The organism is Rhodoblastus acidophilus, assembly GCF_900187365.1.
Taxonomy (GTDB): Bacteria; Pseudomonadota; Alphaproteobacteria; order Rhizobiales; family Beijerinckiaceae; genus Rhodoblastus; species Rhodoblastus acidophilus.
Genome location: NZ_FYDG01000009.1, coordinates 82,625 through 106,706, shown reverse-complemented (window position 1 = coordinate 106,706; position 24,082 = coordinate 82,625). Strand labels below are relative to the sequence as shown.

21 protein-coding genes are annotated in these 24,082 nt (G+C 65.9%); 8 read left to right on the top strand and 13 right to left on the bottom strand.

Features of this window, described 5'->3' with window-relative positions; all coding sequences use genetic code 11:
* On the top strand, positions 1-936 hold the full coding sequence (locus tag CFB24_RS15965) for a glycosyltransferase family 2 protein (RefSeq protein WP_088521630.1): 936 nt from the start codon (positions 1-3) through the stop codon (positions 934-936).
* A gap of 12 nt (positions 937-948) precedes the next feature.
* On the opposite strand, the gene CFB24_RS15960 is transcribed toward CFB24_RS15965, so the two are convergent.
* From CFB24_RS15960 to rfbF, 6 genes are read right to left on the bottom strand one after another with little or no spacing between them, the layout of a single operon-like run.
* Entirely contained in the window at positions 949-1,992 is a 1,044-nt protein-coding gene (locus CFB24_RS15960) for a class I SAM-dependent methyltransferase (RefSeq protein ID WP_088521629.1), read from the bottom strand.
* 17 nt (positions 1,993-2,009) lie between these two features.
* Positions 2,010-2,435 carry a GtrA family protein gene (locus CFB24_RS15955; protein WP_158255289.1) on the bottom strand — a complete coding sequence of 142 codons (426 nt, stop codon included), beginning with the start codon at positions 2,433-2,435 and terminating at the stop codon, positions 2,010-2,012.
* Positions 2,432-3,991, bottom strand: a complete 1,560-nt coding sequence (locus CFB24_RS23140; RefSeq protein ID WP_158255288.1) for a hypothetical protein — start codon at positions 3,989-3,991, stop codon at positions 2,432-2,434. The genes CFB24_RS15955 and CFB24_RS23140 overlap by 4 nt, the downstream gene beginning before the upstream one ends.
* 1 nt (position 3,992) lies before the next feature.
* Positions 3,993-5,333 carry a lipopolysaccharide biosynthesis protein RfbH gene (rfbH, locus tag CFB24_RS15950; RefSeq protein ID WP_088521627.1) on the bottom strand — a complete coding sequence of 447 codons (1,341 nt, stop codon included), beginning with the start codon at positions 5,331-5,333 and terminating at the stop codon, positions 3,993-3,995.
* Positions 5,311-6,477, bottom strand: coding sequence for a CDP-glucose 4,6-dehydratase (rfbG, locus tag CFB24_RS15945; protein ID WP_088521626.1), 1,167 nt, complete (start codon positions 6,475-6,477; stop codon positions 5,311-5,313). The genes rfbH and rfbG overlap by 23 nt, the downstream gene beginning before the upstream one ends.
* Entirely contained in the window at positions 6,441-7,211 is a 771-nt protein-coding gene (rfbF, locus tag CFB24_RS15940; RefSeq protein WP_088521625.1) for a glucose-1-phosphate cytidylyltransferase, read from the bottom strand. Before rfbF ends, rfbG begins: the two co-directional genes overlap by 37 nt.
* Positions 7,212-7,381: 170 nt before the next feature.
* On the opposite strand from rfbF, the gene CFB24_RS15935 reads away from it, so the two are divergent.
* Positions 7,382-9,250: a hypothetical protein gene (locus tag CFB24_RS15935; protein WP_141098469.1), complete on the top strand. Its 1,869-nt coding sequence runs from the start codon at positions 7,382-7,384 to the stop codon at positions 9,248-9,250.
* Between the two features lie 64 nt (positions 9,251-9,314).
* On the opposite strand, the gene pnp is transcribed toward CFB24_RS15935, so the two are convergent.
* Both pnp and rpsO read right to left on the bottom strand, forming a co-directional pair.
* On the bottom strand, positions 9,315-11,480 hold the full coding sequence (pnp, locus tag CFB24_RS15930) for a polyribonucleotide nucleotidyltransferase (protein ID WP_088521623.1): 2,166 nt from the start codon (positions 11,478-11,480) through the stop codon (positions 9,315-9,317).
* A gap of 243 nt (positions 11,481-11,723) precedes the next feature.
* Entirely contained in the window at positions 11,724-11,993 is a 270-nt protein-coding gene (gene rpsO, locus CFB24_RS15925; RefSeq protein ID WP_088521622.1) for a 30S ribosomal protein S15, read from the bottom strand.
* A gap of 267 nt (positions 11,994-12,260) precedes the next feature.
* On the opposite strand from rpsO, the gene CFB24_RS15920 reads away from it, so the two are divergent.
* The 4 genes from CFB24_RS15920 (at position 12,261) to CFB24_RS15905 (ending at position 15,672) form a co-directional block, all read left to right on the top strand.
* Positions 12,261-13,346, top strand: a complete 1,086-nt coding sequence (locus CFB24_RS15920) for an OmpA family protein (protein ID WP_146610572.1) — start codon at positions 12,261-12,263, stop codon at positions 13,344-13,346.
* Between the two features lie 118 nt (positions 13,347-13,464).
* A complete protein-coding gene (locus CFB24_RS15915) occupies positions 13,465-14,391 on the top strand; it encodes an ABC transporter ATP-binding protein (protein ID WP_088521620.1) in 927 nt (308 codons plus the stop codon).
* The gene (locus CFB24_RS15910; protein ID WP_088521619.1) at positions 14,388-15,149 is read left to right on the top strand and encodes an ABC transporter permease; all 762 of its coding nucleotides are present in this window, start codon (positions 14,388-14,390) and stop codon (positions 15,147-15,149) included. The genes CFB24_RS15915 and CFB24_RS15910 overlap by 4 nt, the downstream gene beginning before the upstream one ends.
* 250 nt (positions 15,150-15,399) lie before the next feature.
* Positions 15,400-15,672, top strand: a complete 273-nt coding sequence (locus CFB24_RS15905) for a hypothetical protein (RefSeq protein ID WP_088521618.1) — start codon at positions 15,400-15,402, stop codon at positions 15,670-15,672.
* Between the two features lie 45 nt (positions 15,673-15,717).
* Here CFB24_RS15905 and CFB24_RS15900 read toward each other — a convergent pair whose 3' ends face one another.
* Positions 15,718-16,815 (bottom strand): helix-turn-helix transcriptional regulator, encoded by a 1,098-nt coding sequence (locus CFB24_RS15900; RefSeq protein WP_141098468.1) that lies wholly within the window; start codon positions 16,813-16,815, stop codon positions 15,718-15,720.
* Between the two features lie 265 nt (positions 16,816-17,080).
* On the bottom strand, positions 17,081-18,490 hold the full coding sequence (locus CFB24_RS15895) for an amino acid permease (protein WP_088521616.1): 1,410 nt from the start codon (positions 18,488-18,490) through the stop codon (positions 17,081-17,083).
* Positions 18,491-18,638: 148 nt separating this feature from the next.
* Here CFB24_RS15895 and CFB24_RS15890 point away from each other — a divergent pair, with 148 nt between their 5' ends.
* Positions 18,639-19,118: a molecular chaperone DnaJ gene (locus CFB24_RS15890; RefSeq protein WP_088521615.1), complete on the top strand. Its 480-nt coding sequence runs from the start codon at positions 18,639-18,641 to the stop codon at positions 19,116-19,118.
* Here the strand turns inward: CFB24_RS15890 and hemW are convergent, their stop codons facing one another.
* Entirely contained in the window at positions 19,119-20,291 is a 1,173-nt protein-coding gene (hemW, locus tag CFB24_RS15885) for a radical SAM family heme chaperone HemW (RefSeq protein ID WP_088521614.1), read from the bottom strand.
* A gap of 180 nt (positions 20,292-20,471) precedes the next feature.
* Entirely contained in the window at positions 20,472-21,671 is a 1,200-nt protein-coding gene (locus CFB24_RS15880) for an amino acid aminotransferase (RefSeq protein WP_088521613.1), read from the bottom strand.
* A gap of 297 nt (positions 21,672-21,968) precedes the next feature.
* Here CFB24_RS15880 and rpoH point away from each other — a divergent pair, with 297 nt between their 5' ends.
* On the top strand, positions 21,969-22,877 hold the full coding sequence (rpoH, locus tag CFB24_RS15875; RefSeq protein ID WP_088521612.1) for an RNA polymerase sigma factor RpoH: 909 nt from the start codon (positions 21,969-21,971) through the stop codon (positions 22,875-22,877).
* 52 nt (positions 22,878-22,929) lie between these two features.
* Here the strand turns inward: rpoH and CFB24_RS15870 are convergent, their stop codons facing one another.
* Positions 22,930-24,081, bottom strand: coding sequence for a hypothetical protein (locus tag CFB24_RS15870; protein ID WP_088521611.1), 1,152 nt, complete (start codon positions 24,079-24,081; stop codon positions 22,930-22,932).
* Position 24,082 lies beyond the last annotated feature (1 nt).

Sequence of the window (24,082 nt, the reverse complement as noted above, 5' to 3'; positions counted from 1 at the left end):
ATGAAAACCATCAGCATTGTCACGCCCTGCTTCAACGAAGAGGCAGGCATCGCCGAATGTTACGAGGCCTGCCGGACGGTGATGGAGGGCGAGCTCGCCCCTTACGCCTATGAGCACATTTTCATCGACAATTGCTCGACGGACCGCACCGTCGCCATTCTCAAGGACATAGCCGCGCGCGACAAGCGGGTGAAGATCATCGTCAACGCTCGCAATTTCGGGCCGCAACGCTCGCCCTTCCACGCCATGCTGCAGGCGCGCGGCGATGCGGTCACCTGCGTTCTCGCGGATTTGCAGACGCCGCCCGACCTTCTGCCGGAGATGGCCCGTCTGTGGGAAGCCGGCCGAAAAGTGGTGATCGCGGTGCGGCGCGGCGCCGGCGAGGGACGGCTGATGAGCTTGGCGCGCCGCAGTTTCTATCTGCTGATCAAGCGCCTTTCCAGCGTCGAGCAAATCCCCAATTTCATCGGCTACGGGCTTTACGACCGGAAATTCATGGATGTCGTGAGCCAGCTCGGCGAACCCGAACCCTATTTTCGCGGTCTGGTCAGTGAAATCGGTTTTGAACGCGCGGTGGTCGAATATGACCAGCCGCTGCGCAAGCATGGCAAGTCGCGTCACAGCCTGTTCGATCTCGTCGATTTCGCCCTGATCGGCCTGACCACCTACGCCAAGGCGCCGATGCGGCTGATGACTGTCACCGGATTCGTGGTCGCCTTCTTCAGTCTGCTGGCCGCCCTTGTTTATACCGGGATCAAGCTGCTGTTCTGGAGCCGCGTGCCTTTCGGCGTCACGCCCATTCTGCTGGCGACGTTCTTTTTCGGCTCGGTCCAATTGCTGGCGCTCGGGCTTATTGGCGAATATGTCGGGCTGTTGTTGAAATACGCCAGAGGCTTCCCGCTGGTGGTCGAGCGCGAGCGCATCAACTTTGACTGAACCAGCGTTGTTTCAGTCCAGCAGTTCGGACAGCGCGATGACGCGGCAGACGCGCCGGTAAAACCGGGTGGCGATCTCCTCGCGTATGGCCTGTTCGTTCTCGATGGAATTGATGAGAACGGTCCAGCCTTCGCCGGTGTCGATCGCGTGCGGGGCTTTGACGGGCCGGCCCAGCCGCAGGCCGCCCTGCTTGCGCTCGTCCTTGTCCACGAAGAACGCGATCCGCGCGGCGTCGAAAAAATGCGCGAGCATTTCATCGACCATGCGGCCGGCGCCCCAAACAACCAGACGATCCGTCCGCGCGAGAAGGGGATGCCCGGAAAGAGCGGAAGGGTCGGGCGCGAACGTCCGCAACGGACGCGCGAGCAGGCGCAATGAATCGGAATAACGCGCGTCGAGTCTGCCGCCGGTTTCAACCTTGAAGCTTTCCAGGCCATGCCGCGCCAGCAGGCGCGTCAGCGACGACGCGCAAAAGAAATGCAAATGCGTGCGGTTGTCGTCGAAGGAAAGCCGGGGGTGGCCGCCGCCATTGGGCGTTTCGATAAAGATCGAGCCGCCGGGCTTCATCGCCTGCTTCATCGCCGCGATCAGGACCGAGGGATCTTCCAGATGCTCCAGGCAATGCGACGACAGCACGAGGTCGTATGTTTCGGCCTGGACTTCGCCGGAAGCCAACAGATCTTCCAATGACGCGGAGAAGACGCGGTCGAGTCGCCGGGCGGCGACGTCCCGGGCCGGCGAAAACTCGATCCCGTGATAGGCGGCGAAAGCAAAGCGGCGACGCAATTCCTGAGCGAGGTCGCCGGCGGCGCAGCCGATTTCGAGCGCGCGCGCGCCGGCGAAGGCTTCCGCCCCGATGAAGTCCGCCTGCGCCGCCACGCGTTCGGGGGCGGCCCCGGTCGCGCCCATGGCGAAGCCGGCGTAGTCGAAGGTTTCGACGTCGATGCGCTGGGAATGATGGCAGGACAGGCAACGGCTTCGCCTGAGGCCGCCGAGGACGACGATCTCGGGCGTCGGGCTTCCGCAGGCGGCGCAACAGCGCAGGGGGTCAGGCATGGCGGATCAACGCTTCGTCAGGGATGAGGCCCGCCCTCGACCGCAGGCGCGCGATTGAAGACGAAGGATCGGTTGAGACCATAGGAGATCGCCACGGCGCCGGGCAGCAGCAGCAATCCCGCCAGCGCGGGATCGAGGGCCATCGCTTGCAGAATCGTCAGGCCGGCGGCGTTGTAGAGATAGACGATCCCGTAAACGCCGAGAAACTTGGCCAGCCGGCGCCGCTCCATGGTGCGGAAAACCAGCGCGCCCGTCGTGACGAAATTGAACAGCACGCCGATGACCGTGCCCAGCGTCAGCGCGAACAGCGCCGAGCCGCTCAGGCGCAGCAGCAGATAGAACAGCCCGTATCCAAAGACCGTGTTCAGGCCGCCAACGACCAGGAACCGCAGGAAACGCGCCTGGGCGAGACGGCGGATCAACGCGGCGGCGGGTTGGATCACTGTCCCGGCTCCTTGCCGTCGCGCGGCCGGTCGCCGCCCAGCGCCGGATGGTCCGGCCAGCAGCGTCCCGCGCCCAAAATTTCGAACGACGTCTGTTGGCCGGGCGGACGCAGGAGCCATTGCGGCGCGCGGCTGGTCGGCGCGACGTAATTGGCGGGAACGCCGCCGGGAGTCAATTCATCGGTCGTGGTGATCAGGTTGCAGGCGCTGATGGCGAAGCGGGGCAGCAGAACGACTTCGCAGATTTGGATCAGCGGGACGCCGGCGCCAAGGATGACCAGCGCGAGGCCAGCGAGGCGCGCGCGCCTTTGCGCCGGGCCAAGCCCGAGTAGCGTTGAAAGAAATATGAAGGCCAGCAGGAACAGGGGCGTGATCGAGCCGCGCATCGCCAGGTCGTTGCTCGGGCCGAAGCTGTAAAGCGGCAGCGCCACCAGAAGGACGGCGGAAATCGCCAGCAGCGGTTTCAATTCGGCGTCGACGCGCCGCCACAGCGCGGCCAGGAACAGCGCGTGCGGAATTTCGACCAGCAGGAACAGGAGATAGACGCCCCAGAAGCCGGGCGAGCGCGCGATGGGCGCGTGGGCGATGGCGCCGGCGTTCGCGGTCAGATAGAGCGCGACCGGCGCGAAACAGGCCGCCGCCGCGCCGCCGAGCCAGAACCGCGGCGATTTCGCCGCCTCCGCGCGGTCGCGCCACAGGAAAAAACCGAGCAGGGCGGGCGCGGCCATCGGGGCCAGCGGCGACCACAGGATCAGCGCGGCAAAAATCGCGCCGAGCGCGCCGAGATCGAGTTCGCGCCGCGCCGCCGCCACCGTGGCCAGCGCGAAGAACCAGCCGGGAAAGGCGTGGTTGGGCACGTAGAAAATCTGGGTGACATGGGCCGAATATTGAAACAGCCGCGCCCACCATTCGGGATCGGGGGGGACGGCCCATACGCCGGTCTGGGCGTAGGCGCGCAGGATGTTGAAAAACCATGGCGCCAGGTCGAGCCCGCTGAACGCCGCCAGCAGCAGCGCCATCGCGAGTCCCTTGCCGAGAACCGCGACGAGATAAAGCAAAATCGCGAGCAGCAGCGTGTTTTGCGCCAGCAGCGCGACATGAGCCGCCGTCAGGCCGAGCGCATGCCCGACAAGGCCCGGAATCATGTACATGCCGAGCGGCGCGCGCAGGAAGAATGTGTCCTCGCCAATCCGGTAATAGACCGGCGCGATATGGCGCGCGACATCCGCCAGCACCGCGTCGCGCGTCAGCCAGTCGGCGTTGGCCCAAAACAAATGCGTCTCCCCGCCCAGCAGGCACAGGAGGAGCGCGACGAATCCGCACACGGCCAGCGTGCGCTTGTCGATGGGCGCGTCGAGCCGCGCGCCGGTGGGGCGGCTGGTCAGCAGCAGCGCGGCGACGCCGCAGCAGCCGAGCAGAACGGCGATCATCGCCGGCGTGGCCAGACCCGTGGCCCAAAGGGCGTCGCCCGCGACGAAAACCAGCGCCGCCGCGTTGAAGACGGCGCGGTTGGTGGCGCCTCGCCGGGCGGGCGTCAGAGCGTCCGACGCGGCCACGTCACGCGCTCTGGCTTGCAGGCTGGCGCAAGGCCGCGCCGATGGATGCGATCATATGGTCGATATGGCCGGCTTCGAGACCGGGATAGACGCCAATCCAGAACGTCCGGTCAACCACAATATCGGCGTTGGCGAGCGAACCGGCGATGCGGATGTCGCGGCCCTTCATATAGGGCTGGCGCACGAGATTGCCGCCGAACAGCAGGCGCGTGCCGATCTTCTCCGCATTGAGATGCTGCGCCAGCGCGTCGCGCGTGACCGGCGCGGTCTCGCGCAGCGTGATCGGAAAGCCGAACCAGGACGGCTCCGTCCCCGGCGTCGCCTCGGGGAGAATCAGCACGTCTTCGAGCGAACGCAGGCCCTGGCGCAGGCGGTCGAAGTTGCGGCGGCGCGCCGCGATGAAATCTTCGAGGCGCTCCAGTTGCGCCAGCCCCACCGCCGCCTGCATGTCGGTGATCTTCAGATTGAAGCCGAGATGCGAATAGACATATTTGTGGTCATAGCCCGGCGGCAGGTCGCCGAGCTTCCAGCCGTAACGCTTGGCGCAGGTGGCGTCCTTGCCCGGCGCGCAATAGCAGTCGCGGCCCCAGTCGCGAAAGCTCTCCATGATCTTGGCGAGCAGCGGATTGCTGGTGAAGACCGCGCCGCCCTCGCCCATGGTGATGTGATGCGCGGGGTAGAAACTCAGCGTCCCCACATCGCCAAACGTCCCGACGTGTTGGCCGTCCACCGTCGCCCCGAGCGCGTCGCAGCAATCTTCGATCAGCCAGAGATTGTGCTTGTGGCACAAAGCCTTGATCGCCTTGACGTCGAACGGATTTCCAAGGGTGTGCGCGACCATCACCGCTTTGGTCTTCGGCCCGACGGCGGATTCGAGCGCGCCAATGTCGATGTTGTAGGTGGGAATGTCCACGTCGACGAAGACGGGAATCGCGCCCCAGAGCATCGCCGGATTGATGGTGGTGGGAAAGCCGGTCGCGCAGGTGATGACCTCGTCGCCCGGCTGGATCGCGCGCTCTTTCAAACGCGGCGATGTCAGCGCCGAGAACGCCACCAGATTGGCGGAGGAGCCGGAATTGACCGTCAGCGCATATCTGGCCCCGACGCGCGCGGCGAGTTTTTGTTCGAACGCGTCGTTGAAGCGCCCGGTGGTCAGCCAGAAATCCAGCGCCGAATCGACCAGCGTCTGCATCTCGCGCGCGCCATAGACGCGGCCGGAAACGGGCGCGCCGGCGCCCGGCGAAAAGGCCGGTCGGCGATGCGCCAGATCGTGATAGCGCCCGACCAGATCGAGGATTTGGGCGCGCAAGGCGGCGGCTTCAGGCGAGTCTTTGGGCTGCATCCCGTTCCTCCCCGGCCGCGCCGCGATCCTGCTTGGAAAACGGAGAGGTCAGCCGCACGCGCTGACCGAGATAGGCGTCGAGCTGGTCGAAGGTGAGCGCGCGCAGGTCCGCCCCGGCCGCATGGGCGCGATACCAGCGCGCGGTCCATTCCACCGTCTCGTTAAAACTAAGCAGAGGCGTCCAGCCGAGTTTTTCGCGCGCTTTGCTGGCGTCGAGCCGCAACACGCCGGCCTCGTGCGGATGGGCCGAGCGATCCGGCAGCCAGCGCGCCTCCGGCCCCCAGGCCGCCATGAAGCGGGTCAGCAGGGTTTCGACGTCCTGCTCGCTTTCGGCGCCCGGTCCGAAATTCCAGCCGTCTCCGAACGTCTCGCCCTGACGCGCCGCCTGTTCGGCCAGCATCAGATAGCCCGACAGCGGCTCCAGCACATGCTGCCACGGCCGCACCGCTTTTGGCGCGCGCACCTCCAGCGCCCGGCCGGCCGTGAACGCGCGCACGGCGTCGGGGAGGATGCGGTCGGCGGCGAAATCGCCGCCCCCGATCACGTTTCCCGCGCGCGCCGTCGCCAGGGTGGCTCCATGGTCGAAAAACGAGGCGCGATAGGAGGCGGTGACGAGTTCCGCGCAGGCCTTGCTGGCGGAATAGGGATCGCGGCCGCCGAGCCGGTCGGTCTCGCGATAGCCCCACGGCGCTTCGCGATTGTCGTAGCATTTGTCGGTGGTGACGTTCACCACGGCCTTGAGAGACGTGCAGGCGCGCGCGGCTTCGAGCACGTTGACCACGCCCATCACATTGGTCTGGAAGGTGGCGACGGGTTCGGCGTAGCCGGCCCTGACCAACGGCTGCGCCGCCATGTGGATGACGATCTCGGGATCGGCGGCGACCATGGCGCGACGCAGGTTTTCGAGATCGTTGACGTCGCCGCGCAGGTCCTCAAGCGTGTCGCCGACGGCCAGCAGGTCGAACAGCGACGGGTCGGTCGGCGGATTGAGCGCGTAGCCGGTGGTTTCGGCGTTCAGCCGCGCCAGCATCAGCGCCAGCCAGGCGCCCTTGAAGCCGGTATGTCCCGTGACGAAAACGCGCCGCCGGCGCCAGAAGGCCGCGTCGATCACCAGATCCTCCATGGCGCGGCGCCGCTCGCCCATTGGTCTTCGAGAAAAATCTTGTCGCGCAACGTGTCCATCGGCGCCCAGAACCCCGGATGAATGAAGGCCCGCAACTCGTCGGCGGCGGTCAGTTGGCTCATCGGTTCGCGCTCCCACACGGTGTCGTCGCCCTCGATCAGGTCGCAGACTTTTGGCGACAGCAGGAAGAAGCCGCCGCTGATCCAGCCGCCCTCGTCGTCGGGCTTTTCGGTGAAACTGGTGACGCGGTCGCCATCGAGCCGCAGCGCGCCGAACCTTTTGGCCGGGCGTACGGCGGTGACTGTGGCGAGTTTTCCATGCGCGCGGTGAAACGCAAGCTGGCTGATGAGATCGACGTCGCCCACGCCATCGCCGTAAGTCAGGGCGAACACGTCGTCGTCGCCGAGATGGTCGCGGATCCGCTTGATGCGGCCGCCGGTCATCGTCTTCTCGCCGGTGTCGATCAGGGTGACGCGCCAGGGTTCGACGTTTTCCCGATGCACGTCCATCCGGTTGGCGCGCATGTCGAACGTGACATCCGACATGTGCAAAAAATAGTTCGAGAAGAATTCCTTGATGTAATAGCCCCTGTGGCCGAGGCAGATCACGAATTCATTGAATCCATGCGCCGAATAGATCTTCATGATGTGCCAGAGAATCGGCCGCCCGCCGATCTCGACCATGGGTTTGGGCCGCACCGCCGTTTCCTCGGCGAGCCGCGTGCCCATCCCGCCGGTCAGGATCACCACTTTCATGAAATTGCCTCGACGCGGCCAAAGCCCCGCGGGAATCGGGCCATGTTGCGACGGATAACATGGCTAACGTAACGTAAATGATTGGTTAAGGCTGGCGCCGGATATCTTTGCATCATCATTCTTTCAAGCCCGGCCGCCATGACCGGAGCGAGATACATCTGGAGACGCGGGTGACGCGACAAACCCCAAGCCCGGCCCGTGACGCCTTCTCCGCAAGCCAGCGCGCGAAACCCGGATGGGACGCCTGGGCGCCCTGGATCGTCGGGCTGCTGGCGCTGGCGGTCTATTTCCTTCTCGGCGCCGACCGCGTGATCGACGTCTGGCGTCACGGCTCGTTTCACGACACCGACGACGCCGCGCGCATGGTTGAGGTGCGCGACCTGCTGGCGGGACAATCCTGGTACGACATGACGGTGTGGCGGTTCGACCCGCCGCGCGGCATGGTTTCGCATTGGAGCCGCGTCGTCGATGCGCCGCTCGCCGCGCTGATCCTGGCCTTCCGGCTGTTCCTCGATGGCGCTCTGGCCGAGCGCGCCGCCCGCATCGTCTTTCCGGCCCTGCTCGCGCTCGCCTTGTTCGGCGCGGGCTTTTACGCCGCGCGCGTGTTCGCCGGCCGCTCGATGCGGCTGTTCGGCGTCGCCGCCATGGTTTTTTGCGGCGTGCTGTGGTGGCAGTTTCCCGCTGGCCGCATCGATCACCACGCGCCGCAAATCGTCGCCCTTGTGGTCGCGGTCGCGGCCATGGCCGCCTGTTTCGGCGCGACCGACGCCTTCAGGCCGGCTGCTCTTTCCGGGGCGATGACCGCGTTGAGCCTGGCGATCGGGCTGGAGAACCTGCCGTTTCTCGTCGTTGTCGCCGCCGCGCCGCTGGCGCGGTACCTTTGGCGCGGCGCGGAGGCGCGCGCGACGCTGACCGGGTTTGGCTGCGGCCTCGCCGGCGCGCTGACGCCGCTGTTCGGGGCGACCGTCGCGCCGGCGCGCTGGCCGATCCCCGCTTGCGACGCGCTGTCGGGCCCTCACGTCCTGGCCATTCTCGCGGGTTGCGCGGCTTACGTCCTGATCGCGCGATTCGCCGCCGCCGCAGGTTTGCGCCGGCGCGTCGTCGCGGCGGCCCTGGCGGGCGCGGGCGCCGCCGCGCCGCTGGCGCTGCTGATTCCCGTCGCCTGTCTGGTCGATCCCTATTCCGGTATGGATCCGCTGGTGCGGACCTATTGGCTCGACCCCAATCCCGAAGTTATCTCGATCCTGCGGCAGGCGCAGCGCGACGCCAATCTCGCGCTGCTGCTGGTCGTTTCGACGCTGGCCGGGTTATTGGCGGCGCTGTTCGGCGTCTGGCGGGCGTCGGGTTCGGATCGGGCGCGCTGGGCGTTTCTGGCGGGGCAGATTGCGCTGGGCGGCTTGCTGGGCGCCTTGCATGTCCGGGTGTTCTCCACGGTGATGCCGCTGGTCGCGCTCGGCCTGCTGGCCCCCGCCGCATCGGTTCGCGCCTTCATCGAAAGCCGCGTCTCCCGCCCGAGGCGCGGCCTCGCCGGCGCGCTCGCCGCCCTGGTCGCGCTTTACGCCTCATCGAGCATGGGCCTGATGGTCGAACTGCCGGAAGTCGGACCCGCCGCGCCGGACAATGTCGGCGCCGGGCGCGACCGCTGCATGAGTTCGGCCAGCTACGAGCCGTTGCGGACTCTGGCGCCGGGCCTCGCCGTCTCGATGATCTCGCCGGGCGCCTATCTGCTGGCCCACACCGATCTCGGCGTGATGGCCGCGCCCTATCATCGCGACAATCACGGCAATCGCGCCGCGCTCGACATTTTGTTCGCGCCGCCGGATCAGGCGGAACATCTGGCGCGGGCGGCGGGCGCGCGCTACGTGATCCTGTGTTGGGGGGCGGACGCGGCGGCGTCCTGGAAGACCTGGGCGCCGCAGGGATTGGCGGCGCGGATCGCGCAAGGCGAGGTGCCCGGCTGGCTGCGGCCGGCGCCGGTCGCGCAGACGCCCGTTCACGTCTATGAAATCGTCGGCGCGGGCGAGAAAAGCGCGAACTGAGGAACAAGGCAGGCAAAAAAAAAGGCGGCCGCTGGGGCCGCCTTTCGCATGGGGAGGGCCGAACTTACGGCTGCTCGTCGCCCGCAGTCTCGACCTCGGCCTTGGCTTCCGCCTTGGCCTTGGCCTCCAGATCCTCGCCGGTCTGCTGATCGACGGCGCGCATGGACAGACGCACCTTGCCGCGATCGTCGAAGCCGAGCAGCTTGACCTTCACCTTGTCGCCTTCCTTGACCACGTCGGTGGTCTTGGCGACGCGCGCAGCGGCGAGCTGGGAAATGTGGACGAGGCCGTCCTTGGCGCCGAAGAAGTTGACGAAGGCGCCGAAGTCGGTGGTCTTGACCACGGTGCCGTCATAGATCAGGCCGATTTCCGGATCGGAGGCGATCGACTTGATCCAGTTGATCGCCGCCTTGATCGAATTGCCGTCGCTCGAGGCGATCTTCACCGTGCCGTCGTCCTCGATATTGATCTTGGCGCCGGTCTTTTCCACGATCTCGCGGATCACCTTGCCGCCGGAGCCGATGACTTCGCGGATCTTGTCGGTGGCGATCTTCATGGTCTCGATGCGCGGGGCGAATTCGCCGAGTTCCGCGCGGGCGTTGGTGAGGGCCTTGGACATTTCGCCGAGGATGTGCAGGCGGCCGTCCTTGGCCTGGCCCAGCGCGACCTTCATGATCTCCTCGGTGATGCCGGCGATCTTGATGTCCATCTGCAAGGACGTCACGCCGAGCTCGGTGCCGGCCACCTTGAAGTCCATGTCGCCGAGATGATCCTCGTCGCCGAGGATGTCGGAGAGAACCGCGAAGCGGTCGCCTTCGAGGATCAGGCCCATGGCGATGCCGGCGGTCGGGCGCTTCAGCGGCACGCCCGCGTCCATCAGCGCCAGCGACGAGCCGCAGACGGTGGCCATCGACGAGGAGCCGTTGGATTCGGTGATCTCCGACACGACGCGGATCGTGTAGGGGAACTCGCCCGCCGTCGGCAGCATCGGATGAATGGCGCGCCACGCCAGCTTGCCGTGGCCGATTTCGCGGCGGCCGGGCGAGCCGATGCGGCCCGTTTCGCCCACGGAATAGGGAGGGAAGTTATAATGGAGAAGGAAGTTCTCCTTGTACGTGCCTTCCAGCGAATCGATGAACTGCTCGTCCTCGCCGGTGCCGAGCGTGGCGACGACCAGCGCCTGCGTCTCGCCGCGGGTGAAGATCGCGGAGCCGTGGGTGCGCGGGAGCACGCCGACCTGCGCCAGGATCGGGCGCACGGTGGTCAGGTCGCGGCCGTCGATGCGGATCTTGTGGTCGAGAATGTTCCAGCGCACGACCTTGGCCTGCAGCTCATGGAACACGTCGGCGATCAGCTGCTTGTCGAACTTGGCCTCTCCGCCTTCCGGCAGCAGCGCGGCGTTGACCTTGGCCTTGATGGCGTCGATGGCGGCGTAGCGGTCCTGCTTGACGGTGATCTTGTAGGCTTCGCGCAGTTCGGACTCGGCGATCTCGGCGATGGCCTTCTCGACCTCGCCCTTCTCCGCCGGGGCGAAGTCGCGCGGATCCTTGGCGGCGCGCTCGGCGAGACGGATGATGGCGTCGATCACCGGCTGGAATCCGGCGTGACCGGCCATGACCGCCGCGAGCATGGTCTCTTCGGACAGCTCCTTGGCTTCCGATTCGACCATCAGCACGGCGTCGGAGGTGCCGGCGACGATGAGGTCGAGGTCGGAGGTCTTGGCTTCGTCAACGGTGGGATTCACCTTGATTTCGCCGTTGATGTAGCCGACGCGGGCGCCGCCGACCGGACCCATGAAGGGCACGCCGGACAAAGTGAGCGCGGCGGAGACGGCGACCATCGACAGAATGTCCGGATCGTTCTCCATGTCATGGCTGAGCACGGTGACGATCACCTGGGTGTCGAAATAGTAGCCATCGGGGAACAGCGGGCGAATCGGACGGTCGATCAGGCGCGAGATCAGGGTCTCGCGCTCGGAGGGACGGCCCTCGCGCTTGAAATAGCCGCCGGGAATGCGGCCGGCCGCGAAGGCCTTTTCCTGATAGTTGACGGTGAGGGGGAAGAAATCCTGGCCGGGCTTGGCGGTCTTGGCCGAGACCACGGTGGCGAGCACGGTGGTCTCGCCATAGGTGGCGAGCACGGCGCCGTCGGCCTGGCGGGCGATCCGGCCCGTCTCCAGCGTCAGCTTGCGGCCGAACCAGTCGATTTCTTCGCGGTGAATTTCGAACATTCGTCTCTCTCTGTGTTGGGTCGCGCCAACCATGTGCAAGACGACGAGAGGCCGTGGTGCGCGGCGTCCGGTGATCCTGCCATGGTCCGGTCGGACCTTCGTGGCGGCCCCTGCCGCCACAGTTGGGGGCCGGCGCGACTGGCGGGATGTTCTCCAGAAAACGGCGACCGTTTTTCGGAAATCCCGCGGCGAAAGCGCGGCCCTAAGAAGAAGCGGCCGGCGAAATGCCGGCCGCGGAAGCGTTTAGCGGCGGATGCCGAGGCGCTCGATCAGCGTGCGATAGCGGCCCTCGTCGTTCTTCTTGAGATAGTCGAGGAGCTGACGACGCAGCGAAACCAGCTTGAGCAGACCGCGACGCGAATGGTTGTCCTTCGCGTGAGTCTTGAAATGCTCGGTCAAGTTGACGATGCGCTCGGTCAGAATGGCGACCTGAACTTCCGGGGAGCCGGTATCGCCCTGCTTGGTGGCGTATTCCTGGATGAGCGCGGTCTTGCGCTCTGCCGTGATCGACATCGGGGATCCTTTCTGATTCTGTGGATCTGGGTGTCGGAAATGTGGAAGCCGCTCCGGGATGTCGTCCAGCGCGGTCGCAAATCTCCGCCTTCCGCGAGACTCTGCGCGGATGGCGCGCTTATACACCAAATGGGCGCACGCGCCAGCACAAAGCGATCTCAGCGCCGTGGATCGCGGAAAATTCCCACTTCACGCAGCGAACAAAAAGTTTAGTTTAAGACCCCGGTATCGATCATATGAGGCTACTCTGAGGGGTCATTCGCAATGATGAACATTTTCGCCCACTATTGGGGCTGGCTTCTTCTTGTCACCGCCATTGGGTTTGTCGGCGGGATGATGGTGCACCCCGACGATGAAGATCGGGGCTTTCCCATCTGGTTCTGGCCTCTGGCGGGTTTGTCGCTCCTCGGCCTCATCGGCGTTCAGTTCGATCTGATCGGCGCGGAAATCGGCGGGCTGGTCCAGGGCGGCGCGATCGCCTTCTTCGGGTTCACCCTCGGCGCGCTGGCGGGCGGTTTCGGCAAGAAGTTCGGCTTGCGCTGGGGGCCGTTGCTGGTCGCCGCGCTGGTCTGGGTTTGCGGCCTCTATATCACGCCGCCGGCCGGCGTCTTGACCGCCGCCGCGCCCGCCCCGGCCCCCGCCGCGGCGCCGGTCGTCGATGCGGCCAAGGAAGCCGCCGCCAAGGCTGAGACCGACGCCAAGGCCGCCGCGGCCAAGATCGAGGAAGAAGCCAAGGCGGCCGCCGCCAAGGCTGAGGACGAAGCCAAAGCCGTCGCCGCCAAGGCTGCGGAAGAGGCCAAGGCCGCCGCGGCCAAGGCTGAGGACGAAGCCAAGGCCGCCGCCGCCAAGGCTGCGGAAGAGGCCAAGGCCGCCGCGCCTGAGCCCGCGCCCGCCCCCGCCGCCCCTGCGGCTCCGGCGACGCTCGCCGAAAAGAAGGCCGCCGTCATCGCCGCAGCCGCCGCCTTGCCGGCCAGCGGACCGCTTGATCTCGGCCAATGCCAGACCGCTCTGTCCGGGCTGGTCGCCAAGGAGAACATCAAGTTCGCCAGCGGCGGCGCCAAGCTCGCGCCGGAGTCCAAGCCCCTGATCGAAAAGCTCGGCGCGACGCTGGCGCGTTGCCCGGCCACGGTCAAGGTCGAGGTCGCCGGCCACACCGACAACTCGGGCGACGCCGCCAAGAACAAGGCGTTGTCCAAGAGCCGCGCGCAAGCCGTCGCCGATGCGCTCAAGGGCAAAGGCGCCAAGGCCGGCCAGCTCTCCGCCGTCGGCTATGGCTCGGAAAAGCCGGTGGCGCCGAACGACACCGCCGAAGGCAAGGCTGACAACCGCCGCATTGAATTTGCGGTGAAGTAAGACCAGTCCAGAACCTGGGAGGGCGCCGGCGCAAGTTCGAACTTGCTCCGGCGCCCTTGCTTTTTTCGGGTCGCCCTTGTTTTCAGAAAAAGCAATTCACGCAGGAGAGTGCGCGCTCTTGACCACGATTCTCGCCATCGAGCGGCTCAGCAAGACCTATGACAATGGCTTCGCCGCGCTGAAGGAGGTCAATCTCGCCATCGCGCGCGGCGAGATTTTCGCGCTGCTCGGCCCGAACGGCGCCGGCAAGACCACGCTGATCGGCATTGTTTGCGGCCTCGTGCGCGCGAGCGCGGGCAGCGTGACGGTGGATGGTTTCGATAGCGCCGCCGACTACCGCAACGCCCGGCGAAAGATCGGGCTGGTGCCGCAGGAGCTGTCGACCAACCAGTTCGAATCCGTGATGGAGGCGCTGCGTTTCTCTCGCGGCCTGTTCGGCAAGGCGCCCGATCCCGCGCATCTCGAACGGGTGTTGCGCGACCTGTCGCTGTGGGACAAGCGGGACCAGCGCATCGGCGCGCTGTCCGGCGGCATGAAGCGGCGCGTGCTGATCGCCAAGGCGCTGGCTCACGAGCCGGAAATCCTGTTTCTCGACGAGCCCACCGCCGGCGTTGACGTCGAGTTGCGCCGCGACATGTGGGAGATGGTGCGCCGCCTGCGCGACAAGGGCGTCACGATCATCCTCACCACGCATTATATTGAGGAAGCGGAGGATATGGCCGACCGGATCGGCGTGATCGACAAGGGCGAACTCATGCTGGTCGAGGAAAAACGCGCATTGATGCGCCGCCTCGGCCAAATTCACGTGACGATCGGCCTGACGCAGAAACTCGACGCCGTTCCCGCGGCGCTGTGCGATCTGAACATCGACCTGGCGCCCGACGGCATGGCGCTGACCTACACGCAAAAGGGCGAGGACTGCGACGACCGGCTCGCCGCCTTGCTGAAAATCCTGGTGTCCCAGGGAATCGAGTTCTGCAGCGTTAACTCGCAGCGCTCCTCGCTTGAGGACATTTTTATCGACCTGGTGGGCCGCCGCCGATGAACTTTTACGCCATTCGCGCCATCTACATCAATGAATTGGGCCGCACCTGGCGCACCCTGTTCCAAAGCATCGCCTCGCCGGTGATCTCGACGGCGCTCTACTTCGTCGTGTTCGGCTCGGCGATCGGGTCGCGCATGCAGGCGATCGACGGGGTCGCCTATGGCGCCTTCATCGTGCCCGGCCTGATTTTGCTGACGGTGCTGACCGAGAGCGTGTCCAACGCCTCGTTCGGCATCTACCTGCCGCGCTTCATCGGCACGATCTACGAATTGTTGTCGGCTCCGATCTCGGCCCTGGAGGTGCTGGTCGGCTTCGTCGGCGCCGCCGCGACCAAATCGGTGATTCTCGGCCTGATCATTTTCGGCACCGCGCGGCTGTTCGTGCCGTTCGAGGTGGCCCATCCCGTGCTGGCGTTCGGCTATCTCGTGCTGATTTCCATGACCTTCGCGCTGTTCGGCTTCATCCTGGGCCTGTGGGCGGACGGATTCGAGAAATTGCAGATCATCCCGTTGATGGTGATCTCGCCGCTGACCTTTCTCGGCGGCACGTTTTATTCCATCGACATGCTGCCGGGCGTGTGGCGGCAGGTGGCGCTGTTCAACCCCATCGTCTATCTGATCGAAGGTTTCCGGTGGACGTTTTACGGCATATCCGCGCTGACGCCCCTGATCAGCCTCGGCCTCACCTTCGGCCTGCTGGTCTTGTGCTCGGCCGTGGTGGTCTGGATCTTCAAGACAGGCTATCGGCTGCGGAGTTGAGCTGAGCGGCGCGGTTCGTCATCACCGCGCGAAGGCTGGACGCACGCCCTTGGCTCATCGCCGCGCCTCCGGCGTCGCCGCCGAAAGGCCGCATCGCTGAAAATACAGTGGGTCTCGACCTCCGCCGGATTCGATTCGCTCCCCCTTCTCGCGCAGGGCGACGGGCCTCATCCGATCTGTGCCATTTGGGACAATGGAACGGCCTTTGACGCTGCTAAACTCAGAAGCGAGATTTTTAGGGGGGCGAGCCATGCGATTTGTCGGCGGCGGCAAGAATGAAGTCAAATCGGATAAACGCTATCTGGTTTGCGAAGGCGGCTACAAACACGGGGCGGCGTCGACGTACCAGGACGCGGTTGCGCTCGCAAAAAAGATGCGCTGGTTTTCGCCGGAAGGAGCGTTTTCCATCTACGAAGTTCAGACAGGAATTCATTTCGATGTCCCCAAGAACACCATCTTCGACGACCTGACGCTCCTGACCATGCCGACGGCGCCGTTCGAGGCCGCGCTCCCCAACCTTTGAGGGCGCCGCTTATGGCGTCGCGGGCGCGGCAATGGGCTGGTTTGGTCAGCTGAAGCGGCTGATGAGGGCGGCCAACTCCACTTGACTGTGAACGCCGCACTTTTGCATCGCCGACTTCAGATGGTTGCGCGCCGTTCCGTCGCTCACGCCAATTTGGCGCGCGATGGCGGAGATGGCGTGGCCGACGGAAATCAGCCCGGCGATCGCCGTTTCCCTCTCGGTCAAGCCGGCGGCCGTGCGCACATGTTGCAGCGCGGCAGGATCCGTCCGGCTTTTCGTCGCCGGGTCGATCAGCACCCCGATCGCCGCCACGGGCGCCATGATGTCTACGGCCTCTCCGTGAATGGGCGTGACCATCAAGAAAAATGGCGCGCCGTCGCTTTGGCGGGTCAATCGCACGGAGCCCGCGACAGGCTCGGGAGCGACGGCGCGGCCAATGACGCTTTCAAGCCGCCGCTGTTCGGCCGCCGCTGTGCAAACAAGCCTCCCCCGAACAATGGACAAGGGATCGCCGTGGGCGGCGATGGCCTGGACGCCTGCCTCGACGGGTCTGCCGGCGAAGTCGAGTTCGAACATGAGTTCTCCGCGCTGGCGAAAAAGCACGGATTGTTCCCGGGCCTGCTGGCGGAAACCGAACATGGCGAGTTGAGCCGACGCGCGGATGGCCGGCAGAATGGAATTCAGCCGTTCAACGTCCTGCGCGTCGAAGGGCCCCTCCTTGCTTCCACGCCAGAAGGACAGCTTCAAGCCGGTGATGTCCGAAGGGCCGAGCAGCGACGCCGAGGCGCGGTAGGGCACGTCGGCGATCGGCTTCATGAACTCACGAAAAAACCTTTCGCGCTCCAGCCGCTCCCGAATGTGCGGTTCGCTGTCCGACACGAATCCGCTCGCCTTGGAGTCGAGGATCAGGACCTTCGAGCTATAGGGCGGCGTCCTGCGGGATCGTATGTCCTGGTACGGCTCCACCAATCCCTTGGACGGCAACATTCTCAGGTCGGTTTTCGTCGACCGGCTGAAGCAAACGGCTTTGGCGCCCGCTGCGGAGGCGAGCTGTTCTAGCGCCTGATCCCAGCAACGCCCCAGGACGATAGCGGAGTTGAGCTCATTGCTGGCGCTAATAAGTTGTGCGACATCGACAGCCACCTGACGCTTCCCCAACTTCGCGCATTCATGGATCAAGAAACGCTACTGCCGCCACCATACCGTCCGTTTTGGCGGGTTGTAGAGTCTCTCAAGCGAAGCCGTCAACTGTGACGTTTGTCGCCCCCCATTGGCCCGCGTGGCGAGCCAATAAATGACGTTAGGTCATAAGCGAGACCGGCGAATGGTTCGCCTGGGCGTGCGGAGCCGTTCCACGGCCGCCGCCTGGCCCGGATTTCTTGCTATTGCCGCTGATCGCCCCGGCCGGTCACGTCCCCGACCTTCTGGCGTGGCGCTGGCCATAGCCGAAATAAATCACCATGCCGACGCCGAGCCAGACGAAAAGCCGCGTCCAGGTCTCCCAGGGCAGGCCCGCCATCAGGCCGAGACAGGCGAGCACGCCGAGCGCGGGAATGACGGGCGAGCCGGGAACGCGGAACGGGCGCGGCGTTTCCGGGTGGCGGCGGCGCAGATACATCACCGCCATGCACACCAGCGCGAAGGCCGCGAGCGTGCCGATGCTGACCATTTCGCCGAGAATGTCGATCGGAAGCAGGCCGGCGAGCGCCGCCACGACAAGGCCGACCAGCGCCTGGCTTGACGCCGGCGTGCGGAAGCGCGGGCTGATTCTGGCGAAAAAGCCGGGCAGCAGCCCGTCATTGGCCATGGCGAACAGGATGCGCGCCTGTCCGAACAGCAGCACCAGAATGACGGTGGTGAGGCCGGCGAGCGCCGCGAATTTGACCACGATCGCCAGCCAGGGCAGGCCGATCGCGTCGATCACCGCGGAAATCGGATCGGGACGGTCGAGCAGGGCGAAAGGAACGACACCGGTGAGCACGGCGGACACGCCGATGTAAAGGGCGGTGCAGACGGCGAGCGAGGCGAGCAGGCCGAGGGGCACGGTGCGCTGCGGCTCATGCGCCTCCTGCGCCGCCGTCGAAACCGCGTCGAAGCCGATATAGGCGAAAAAGACCACGGCGGCGCCGCGCAGAACGCCGCTCCAGCCGAAATGGCCGAACTCTCCGGTATTATCGGGCAGGAAGGGCGTCCAGTTGGCCGGGACGACATGCAGGGCGCCCGCGACGATCACCACCAGCACCACGGCCAGCTTGAACCCCACCATCACATTGTTGACGCGGGCCGATTCGCGCGTGCCTTGCGCCAGGAGCGCGGTGATGGCCAGCACGATCAGAGCGGCGGGCGCGTTGAACAGGCCCGGCCCGAGCGGGGAGGTGAAGCGCTCGGGCAGATGCAGGCCGAGATTCGCCAGAAGGCTCACCAGATAGCCGGACCAGCCGACCGCCACGGTCGCCGCGCCCATGGCGTATTCCAGCGCCAGATCCCAGCCGATGATCCAGGCGAAAATTTCCCCGAGCGCGATATAGACATAGGAGTACGTGCTGCCGGAAACCGGGATCAGCGCCGCCAGTTCGGCGTAGCACAGCGCGACAATGGCGCAGGCGACGCCGGCCAGCGCGAAGGAGAGAATCACGGCGGGCCCCGCGTAGCGCGCCGCCGCCGCCCCGGTGAGCACGAATATGCCGGCGCCGATGATGGCGCCGACGCCCAGCGCCGTCAGCGACCACGGCCCGAGACTGCGGGGAAAGGTGTGGGACTCGGCCGGACCGGCTTGGACATCCTCAATCGTCTTGCGTGCGAAAAAACTCGGTTTCAAGGCGGCCTCGCCAACACAGTGTCACGCGTCATGCTAATGCCCGGGGGCGGTTTGCATCAAGGCTATGCGCGCCAAAACTTTGGGCGCCGCGACTCTGTCCACTGGCTTCGATCGTGCATCGCCGCGATTTGAACCGGGAGTGTCGCGGATGGACGACGGGCGGGCGTGGGTGGTTTGGAACGGCTCCATCGGCATGGTGGACACGGCGGCGCTGGGCCGGGTCGCGCAGGCGGGAGCCGGGCGCATCGCCTGGCTGGCCGAGCCTTATGAGGTGGTCGGGCCGTTCAGCCTGGACGCGCTGGAGCGGGAAGGGCGGGTCGTCTTCGGCGCCTGCGAGGTGATGTCGGCGGCGATCTGGCGCGAGACGCAGGAGGCCTTGCGGCGACAGGGCCAGCAGCGGCGCCGCGACCAGGCCCGGCGAATGGCGCGGTTTGCGCTGGGGGACGACGGCGGCGCGGAACGGGAAAGCCTCGGCCTTGCCCGCGAGGGCGCGCTCACCGCGCGCGACATCAATTCCGCCTTTCGACGGCGGGCCAAGAGCGCGCATCCCGACGCCGGCGGCGATCATGACGCCTATATTCGGTTGACCGAAGCGCGCGACGCCCTGCTGGCGCGCGCCGCCTCCTGATCAGGCGGCGAGATCGGCCACCACGGCGTCCAGCACCGGAAAACCTTCCGAGGTCACGCGAATGCGGCCGTGGCGGGTGTATTCCACCATGCCATGCGCGATCAGGTCGGCGACGCGCGAGGCCTCGAATCGTTTGCCGGTCAGGGTTTGGAAGCGCGCGGGGTCGATGCCCTCGGTGAGGCGCAGCCCCATCAGCAGGAACTCGTCGCCCTGCGCCTCGGTGGACAGGCTTTCGTCCTCGATCAGGCCGTTGCCCTCGGTCTCGACCACCGTGAGCCACATTTCCGGGTGTGGTTCGGTCGCCTGCGCGCGCCGCCCGCCGCGCGGCCCGATGATGCGGCCATGGGCGCCGGGACCGACGCCGGCATATTCGCCATAGCGCCAGTAGATCAGATTGTGCCGGCTCTCGCAGCCGGGACGGGCGTGGTTGGAGATTTCATAGGCGGGCATTCCCGCCTTCTCCATCAATTCCTGCGTCACGTCCCAAAGCGCGCGCCCGACGTCGGCCTTGGGCATTTTCAGCTTGCCAGCGTCGAACAGCCGTTCGAACATCGTGTCCGGCTCGATGGTGAGCTGGTACAGCGACAGATGTTCCGGCGCGCGGGCGAGGGCCTGCGTCAGTTCGGCGGCCCAGGCCTGCGGCGTTTGGCCGGGACGGGCGTAGATCAGGTCGAACGAGGCGCGCGAAAAGGTGGAGGTCGCGATGTCCAGCGCGCGCATCGCCTCGTCGACGCTGTGCATGCGCCCCAGCATTTTCAGATCGGCGTCGTTGAGCGCCTGCACGCCCAGCGAGACGCGGTTGACGCCCGCCGCGCGATAGCCCGCGAAGCGGCCGGCCTCGACGCTGGTCGGATTGGCTTCGAGCGTGATTTCGGCCTGTGGGTCGAGCTTCCAGTTCTTGCCGACCGCCTCGATGATCCGCCGGACGGTTTCGGGCGCCATCAGCGAGGGCGTGCCGCCGCCGAAGAAAATGGATCGCACGGTTCGGCCCGGCGTCAGCGCGGCGCGATGCTTCAGCTCGGTGAGAATGGCGCTGAGATAGCGGTCCTCTTCATAGGAGCCGCGCCGGACATGGCTATTGAAATCGCAATACGGACATTTGGCCAGGCAAAACGGCCAATGAACGTAGACGCCGAAGCCAGGGTCCTGCGGTTTGGGTGCGATCGAAGCCATGCGCTCCTTATGCCATGCCGCGACGCCCCGGTCACGCGCAGGCTTTACGAATTGTTCACCTTGCTTGCAAAGGGGTTAACAGCGCCGGAGAAAAACGCCCGGGCGATGCGCCGCATCGTCCGGGCGTCTCTGCGGTCAACGGCGGGCGTCCATGCGGACGCCCGTCGCGCCGCTGAAAGGTCACGCTTCGACCATCACCTTGGCGATGGATTCGGCGACATAATCGATGTTCTTCTCGTTCAGCGCCGCCACGCAGATGCGGCCGGAATCGAGCGCATAAACCGCATATTTCTCGCGCAGCAGCACCGCCTGCGGCTTGGTCAGGCGCGAATAGGAGAACATGCCGTTCTGCCGGACGATGTAGGTGAAGTCGCGGCCGGGCACGCGCTCCGCGAGCTTGTCGGCGAGCAATTGGCGCATTTTCTTGATGCGGGCGCGCATGGCGCCGAGTTCCTCGTCCCATTGCCGGCGCAGGGCCGGGTCGGCCAGAACGGCGGCGGCGGCGGCGGCGCCATGGCCCGCCGGCGACGAATAGGTGATGCGGGCGATGCGCTTGATCTGGCTCAGCACGCGGGACCGCTCCTGCGGATTCGCGGTGAGCACGCTGAGCGCGCCGACGCGCTCGCCATAGAGCGACAGCGACTTCGAGAACGAGAACGAGACGAACAGCGGGCCGCCGTCGGAGGCGAACAGCCGCACCGAGAAAGCGTCGGTCTCCAGACCCTCGGCGAAACCCATATAGGCCGTGTCGAGGAAGGGGGTCAGGCCGCGCGCGCGAACCACTTTCGCGATCTGGCGCCACTGGTCCTGCGACAGGTCGAGGCCGGTGGGATTGTGGCAGCAGGCGTGCAGCAGCACCACGTCGCCGGCCGGAATCTTTTCCAGCGTCGCGATCAGCCCGGAAAAATCCAGTTCGCCGTCGGCGCCGTAATAGGGATAGGTTTCGACGGCGAAACCAGCGGCGGCGAACAGGGCGCGATGGTTTTCCCAGCTGGGGTCGCTGATCCAGACCTTGGCGTTGGGCGTCGCCACCTTGACCATTTCGGCGCCGAGCTTGAGCGCGCCGGTGCCGCCGAGGGCCTGGACGGTCACGACATTGGCCAAATCGCAGGATTCGGCGAAGACCATTTTCGCCACCGCCGCGTTATAATGGGCGTAGCCGTCGATCGGCACGTAGGTGTGGGGGGCGGCCTTGGCGAGCATGGCCTCTTCCGCCAGCTTCACGCAAGCCAGCAAGGGCACCTTGCCGTTTTCGTCCTGATAGACGCCGACGCCCAGATTGACCCGGTGAGGGGTCTTGTCGGCGACAAAGGCTTCGGTCAGGCCAAGGATCGGGTCGCGAGGAAGTTCCTCGACTTTGGAAAAAAGGGAGTTCGCCATGGGTCTCTCGCATTGCGGGGCATTCGCCGCTTGTTAGCGCAAAGCGGCCCGGGAAGGCCAGCCGCAAATTGCTGAACCCGGGCGCAAGGAACCCAACGGCCCCGTCTGATGTTACCAAATTGTAATAGGCCGGAAAGGGCCTCGCCCTCTTTCGGCCATTGTTCCCGGTCCCTATATGTTCTGTTCAAAAGCCCGATTGGGCCGGACTTCTGGACGGTTTCTCGCGGGTTTGCAACGGCCGGCTTATGCGGCTGAGGCGGGCGCGCCGCGAACGGGCGCCCGCGATTGGAGGGTTGGATGGCTGCTGCGCTTCCTGTTCTCGCCGGAGAATCCGGCCTGTCGCGTTACCTGGACGAGATCCGTCGGTTCCCCATGCTGGAGCCGCAGGAAGAATATATCCTCGCCAAAAGGTGGCGCGAGCATTCCGACGGCGACGCCGCGCACCGGCTCGTCACGTCACATCTGCGCTTGGTCGCCAAGATCGCCATGGGCTATCGCGGCTACGGCCTTCCGATCGGCGAAGTCATCTCCGAGGGCAATATCGGTCTGATGCAGGCGGTGAAACGGTTCGAGCCTGAGAAGGGCTTCCGTTTGGCCACTTATGCTATGTGGTGGATCCGCGCGTCGATTCAAGAATATATTTTGCGTTCGTGGAGCCTTGTGAAAATGGGCACCACCGCCAACCAGAAGAAGCTGTTCTTCAACCTGCGCAAGGCCAAAAGCCAGATCTCCGCACTGGACGAGGGCGACCTCAAGCCGCACCAGGTCGACACCATCGCCACCAAGCTCGGCGTCAGCCAGCAGGAAGTGGTGGAGATGAACCGCCGGCTCGGCGGCGACGCCTCGCTCAACTCGCCGCTGCGCGAGGATGGCGACGGCGAGTGGCAGGACTGGCTGGTGGACGAATCCGCAAGCCAGGAAAGCCTGCTGGTCGAGGCGGAGGAGAGCGACAATCGCCGCACCGCTCTGGCGCAGGCGTTGAACGTTCTCAACGAGCGTGAGCGGCGGATTTTCGAGGCGCGCCGCTTGAGCGACGAGCCGATGACGCTGGAAGATCTCTCGTCGGAATTCGGCATTTCGCGCGAGCGCGTGCGGCAGATCGAGGTGCGCGCGTTCGAGAAGGTGCAGCAGGCCGTGCGCGAAAGCGTCGCGCGCGTCGAAGCCGTGCCGCCGCGCCCGCTGCTGACGGCCGGCGCCCGCGCCTGAGCGCAAGGGAAAGCCGACCTGAAGCCGCCGCGTCTTTCCCGGCGCGGCGGATTTACTTGTTGGCCCATTCCGCGAAGACATCGGCGAACACCTTACGCCCGCCGGGGCCTTTTTCCATGGTGATCTTGGCGACCGCGCCATTGGCGAGGCTCAGCTGAATGTCCATCCAGTTCGGCGCTTCGAGCAGGGTGCGGTTCTGTTCGGCGTTGACCTGCGTCAAGCCGGCCAGGAAGGCGTTGGCGGCGATCTGCACGGGCAGGCCTTGCAGGGCCACGCCTTTTGGCGCGTCGTCGGCGCGCATTTCCGGCATGCCGATGGCGTTGACGGCGCCGATGGGAGACCCCTCGGCGGGGAAGAACCGCACGTTGATCGTATGCGAGAACGATAGCGACGGATCGAAATTCTTCTCGATCAGCAGCGACGCCTTGAGCTTGGCGTCGGCGATCTCGATGTCGGCGCTGATGGCGCTGACCAATTGCTGATTGGGTCCGCGATTGGTCGAATCGCGGCGCCACACGACGCTTCCGACATAGGTCTTGACGCCGCCGGGCTCGGAGGGGTCGCGGGTCAACACCGCCGCCCGATAGGAGATCGGCAAAGCCGGCGCGGCGGCCGGCGGCGGCGCGGATTGCGCAGCCGGTTCGCCGCCGATCCGCTGCCCGATCTTGGAGCCGGCCTCCTCATTGGCCGTATCGGCCGGCGGCGACAGTTTGGCGAGGTCTTCCGGCCGGTCGCGCAACTTCCATGCGGCGAAGCCAACCAGGCCCACGACAACCACAAGCGCGCCACAAATGATCAGCAGGCGCTTCAGGCCGCCGGTTTCCTCCTTGGCCGGCCGCGGCGCCGCCGGCCGCAGATTATCGCGCGCGGGCGTCTCGTCCCGGCGTGAGTCGTCGGCCATGTCTTCATCGTCGCCCGGATAGGGGTCGGGCGCGGGAGATTGTTCCGTGCGCGCGGGCGGCGTCGCCGACTCCGCGGCGGCTTTCGCGCCGGCGGCGGCGAATTCGCGCTCAAGCCGCGAGACGGCTTCGTCGAGCGCGCTGGCCTCGCGGTCGATCGCGCCCGCCGGGGGCGGCGGCTGCATGGCGTGAAGCTGGCCGAGCAAAGCCTTTTTCGCCCGTTCGTAGATGGCCTTGCGCGTTTCCGGCGTGGAGTTCGGCAGCGCGGCGACCGCCCGGGCCAGCAGGGGGTAGTAGTCAGCCATG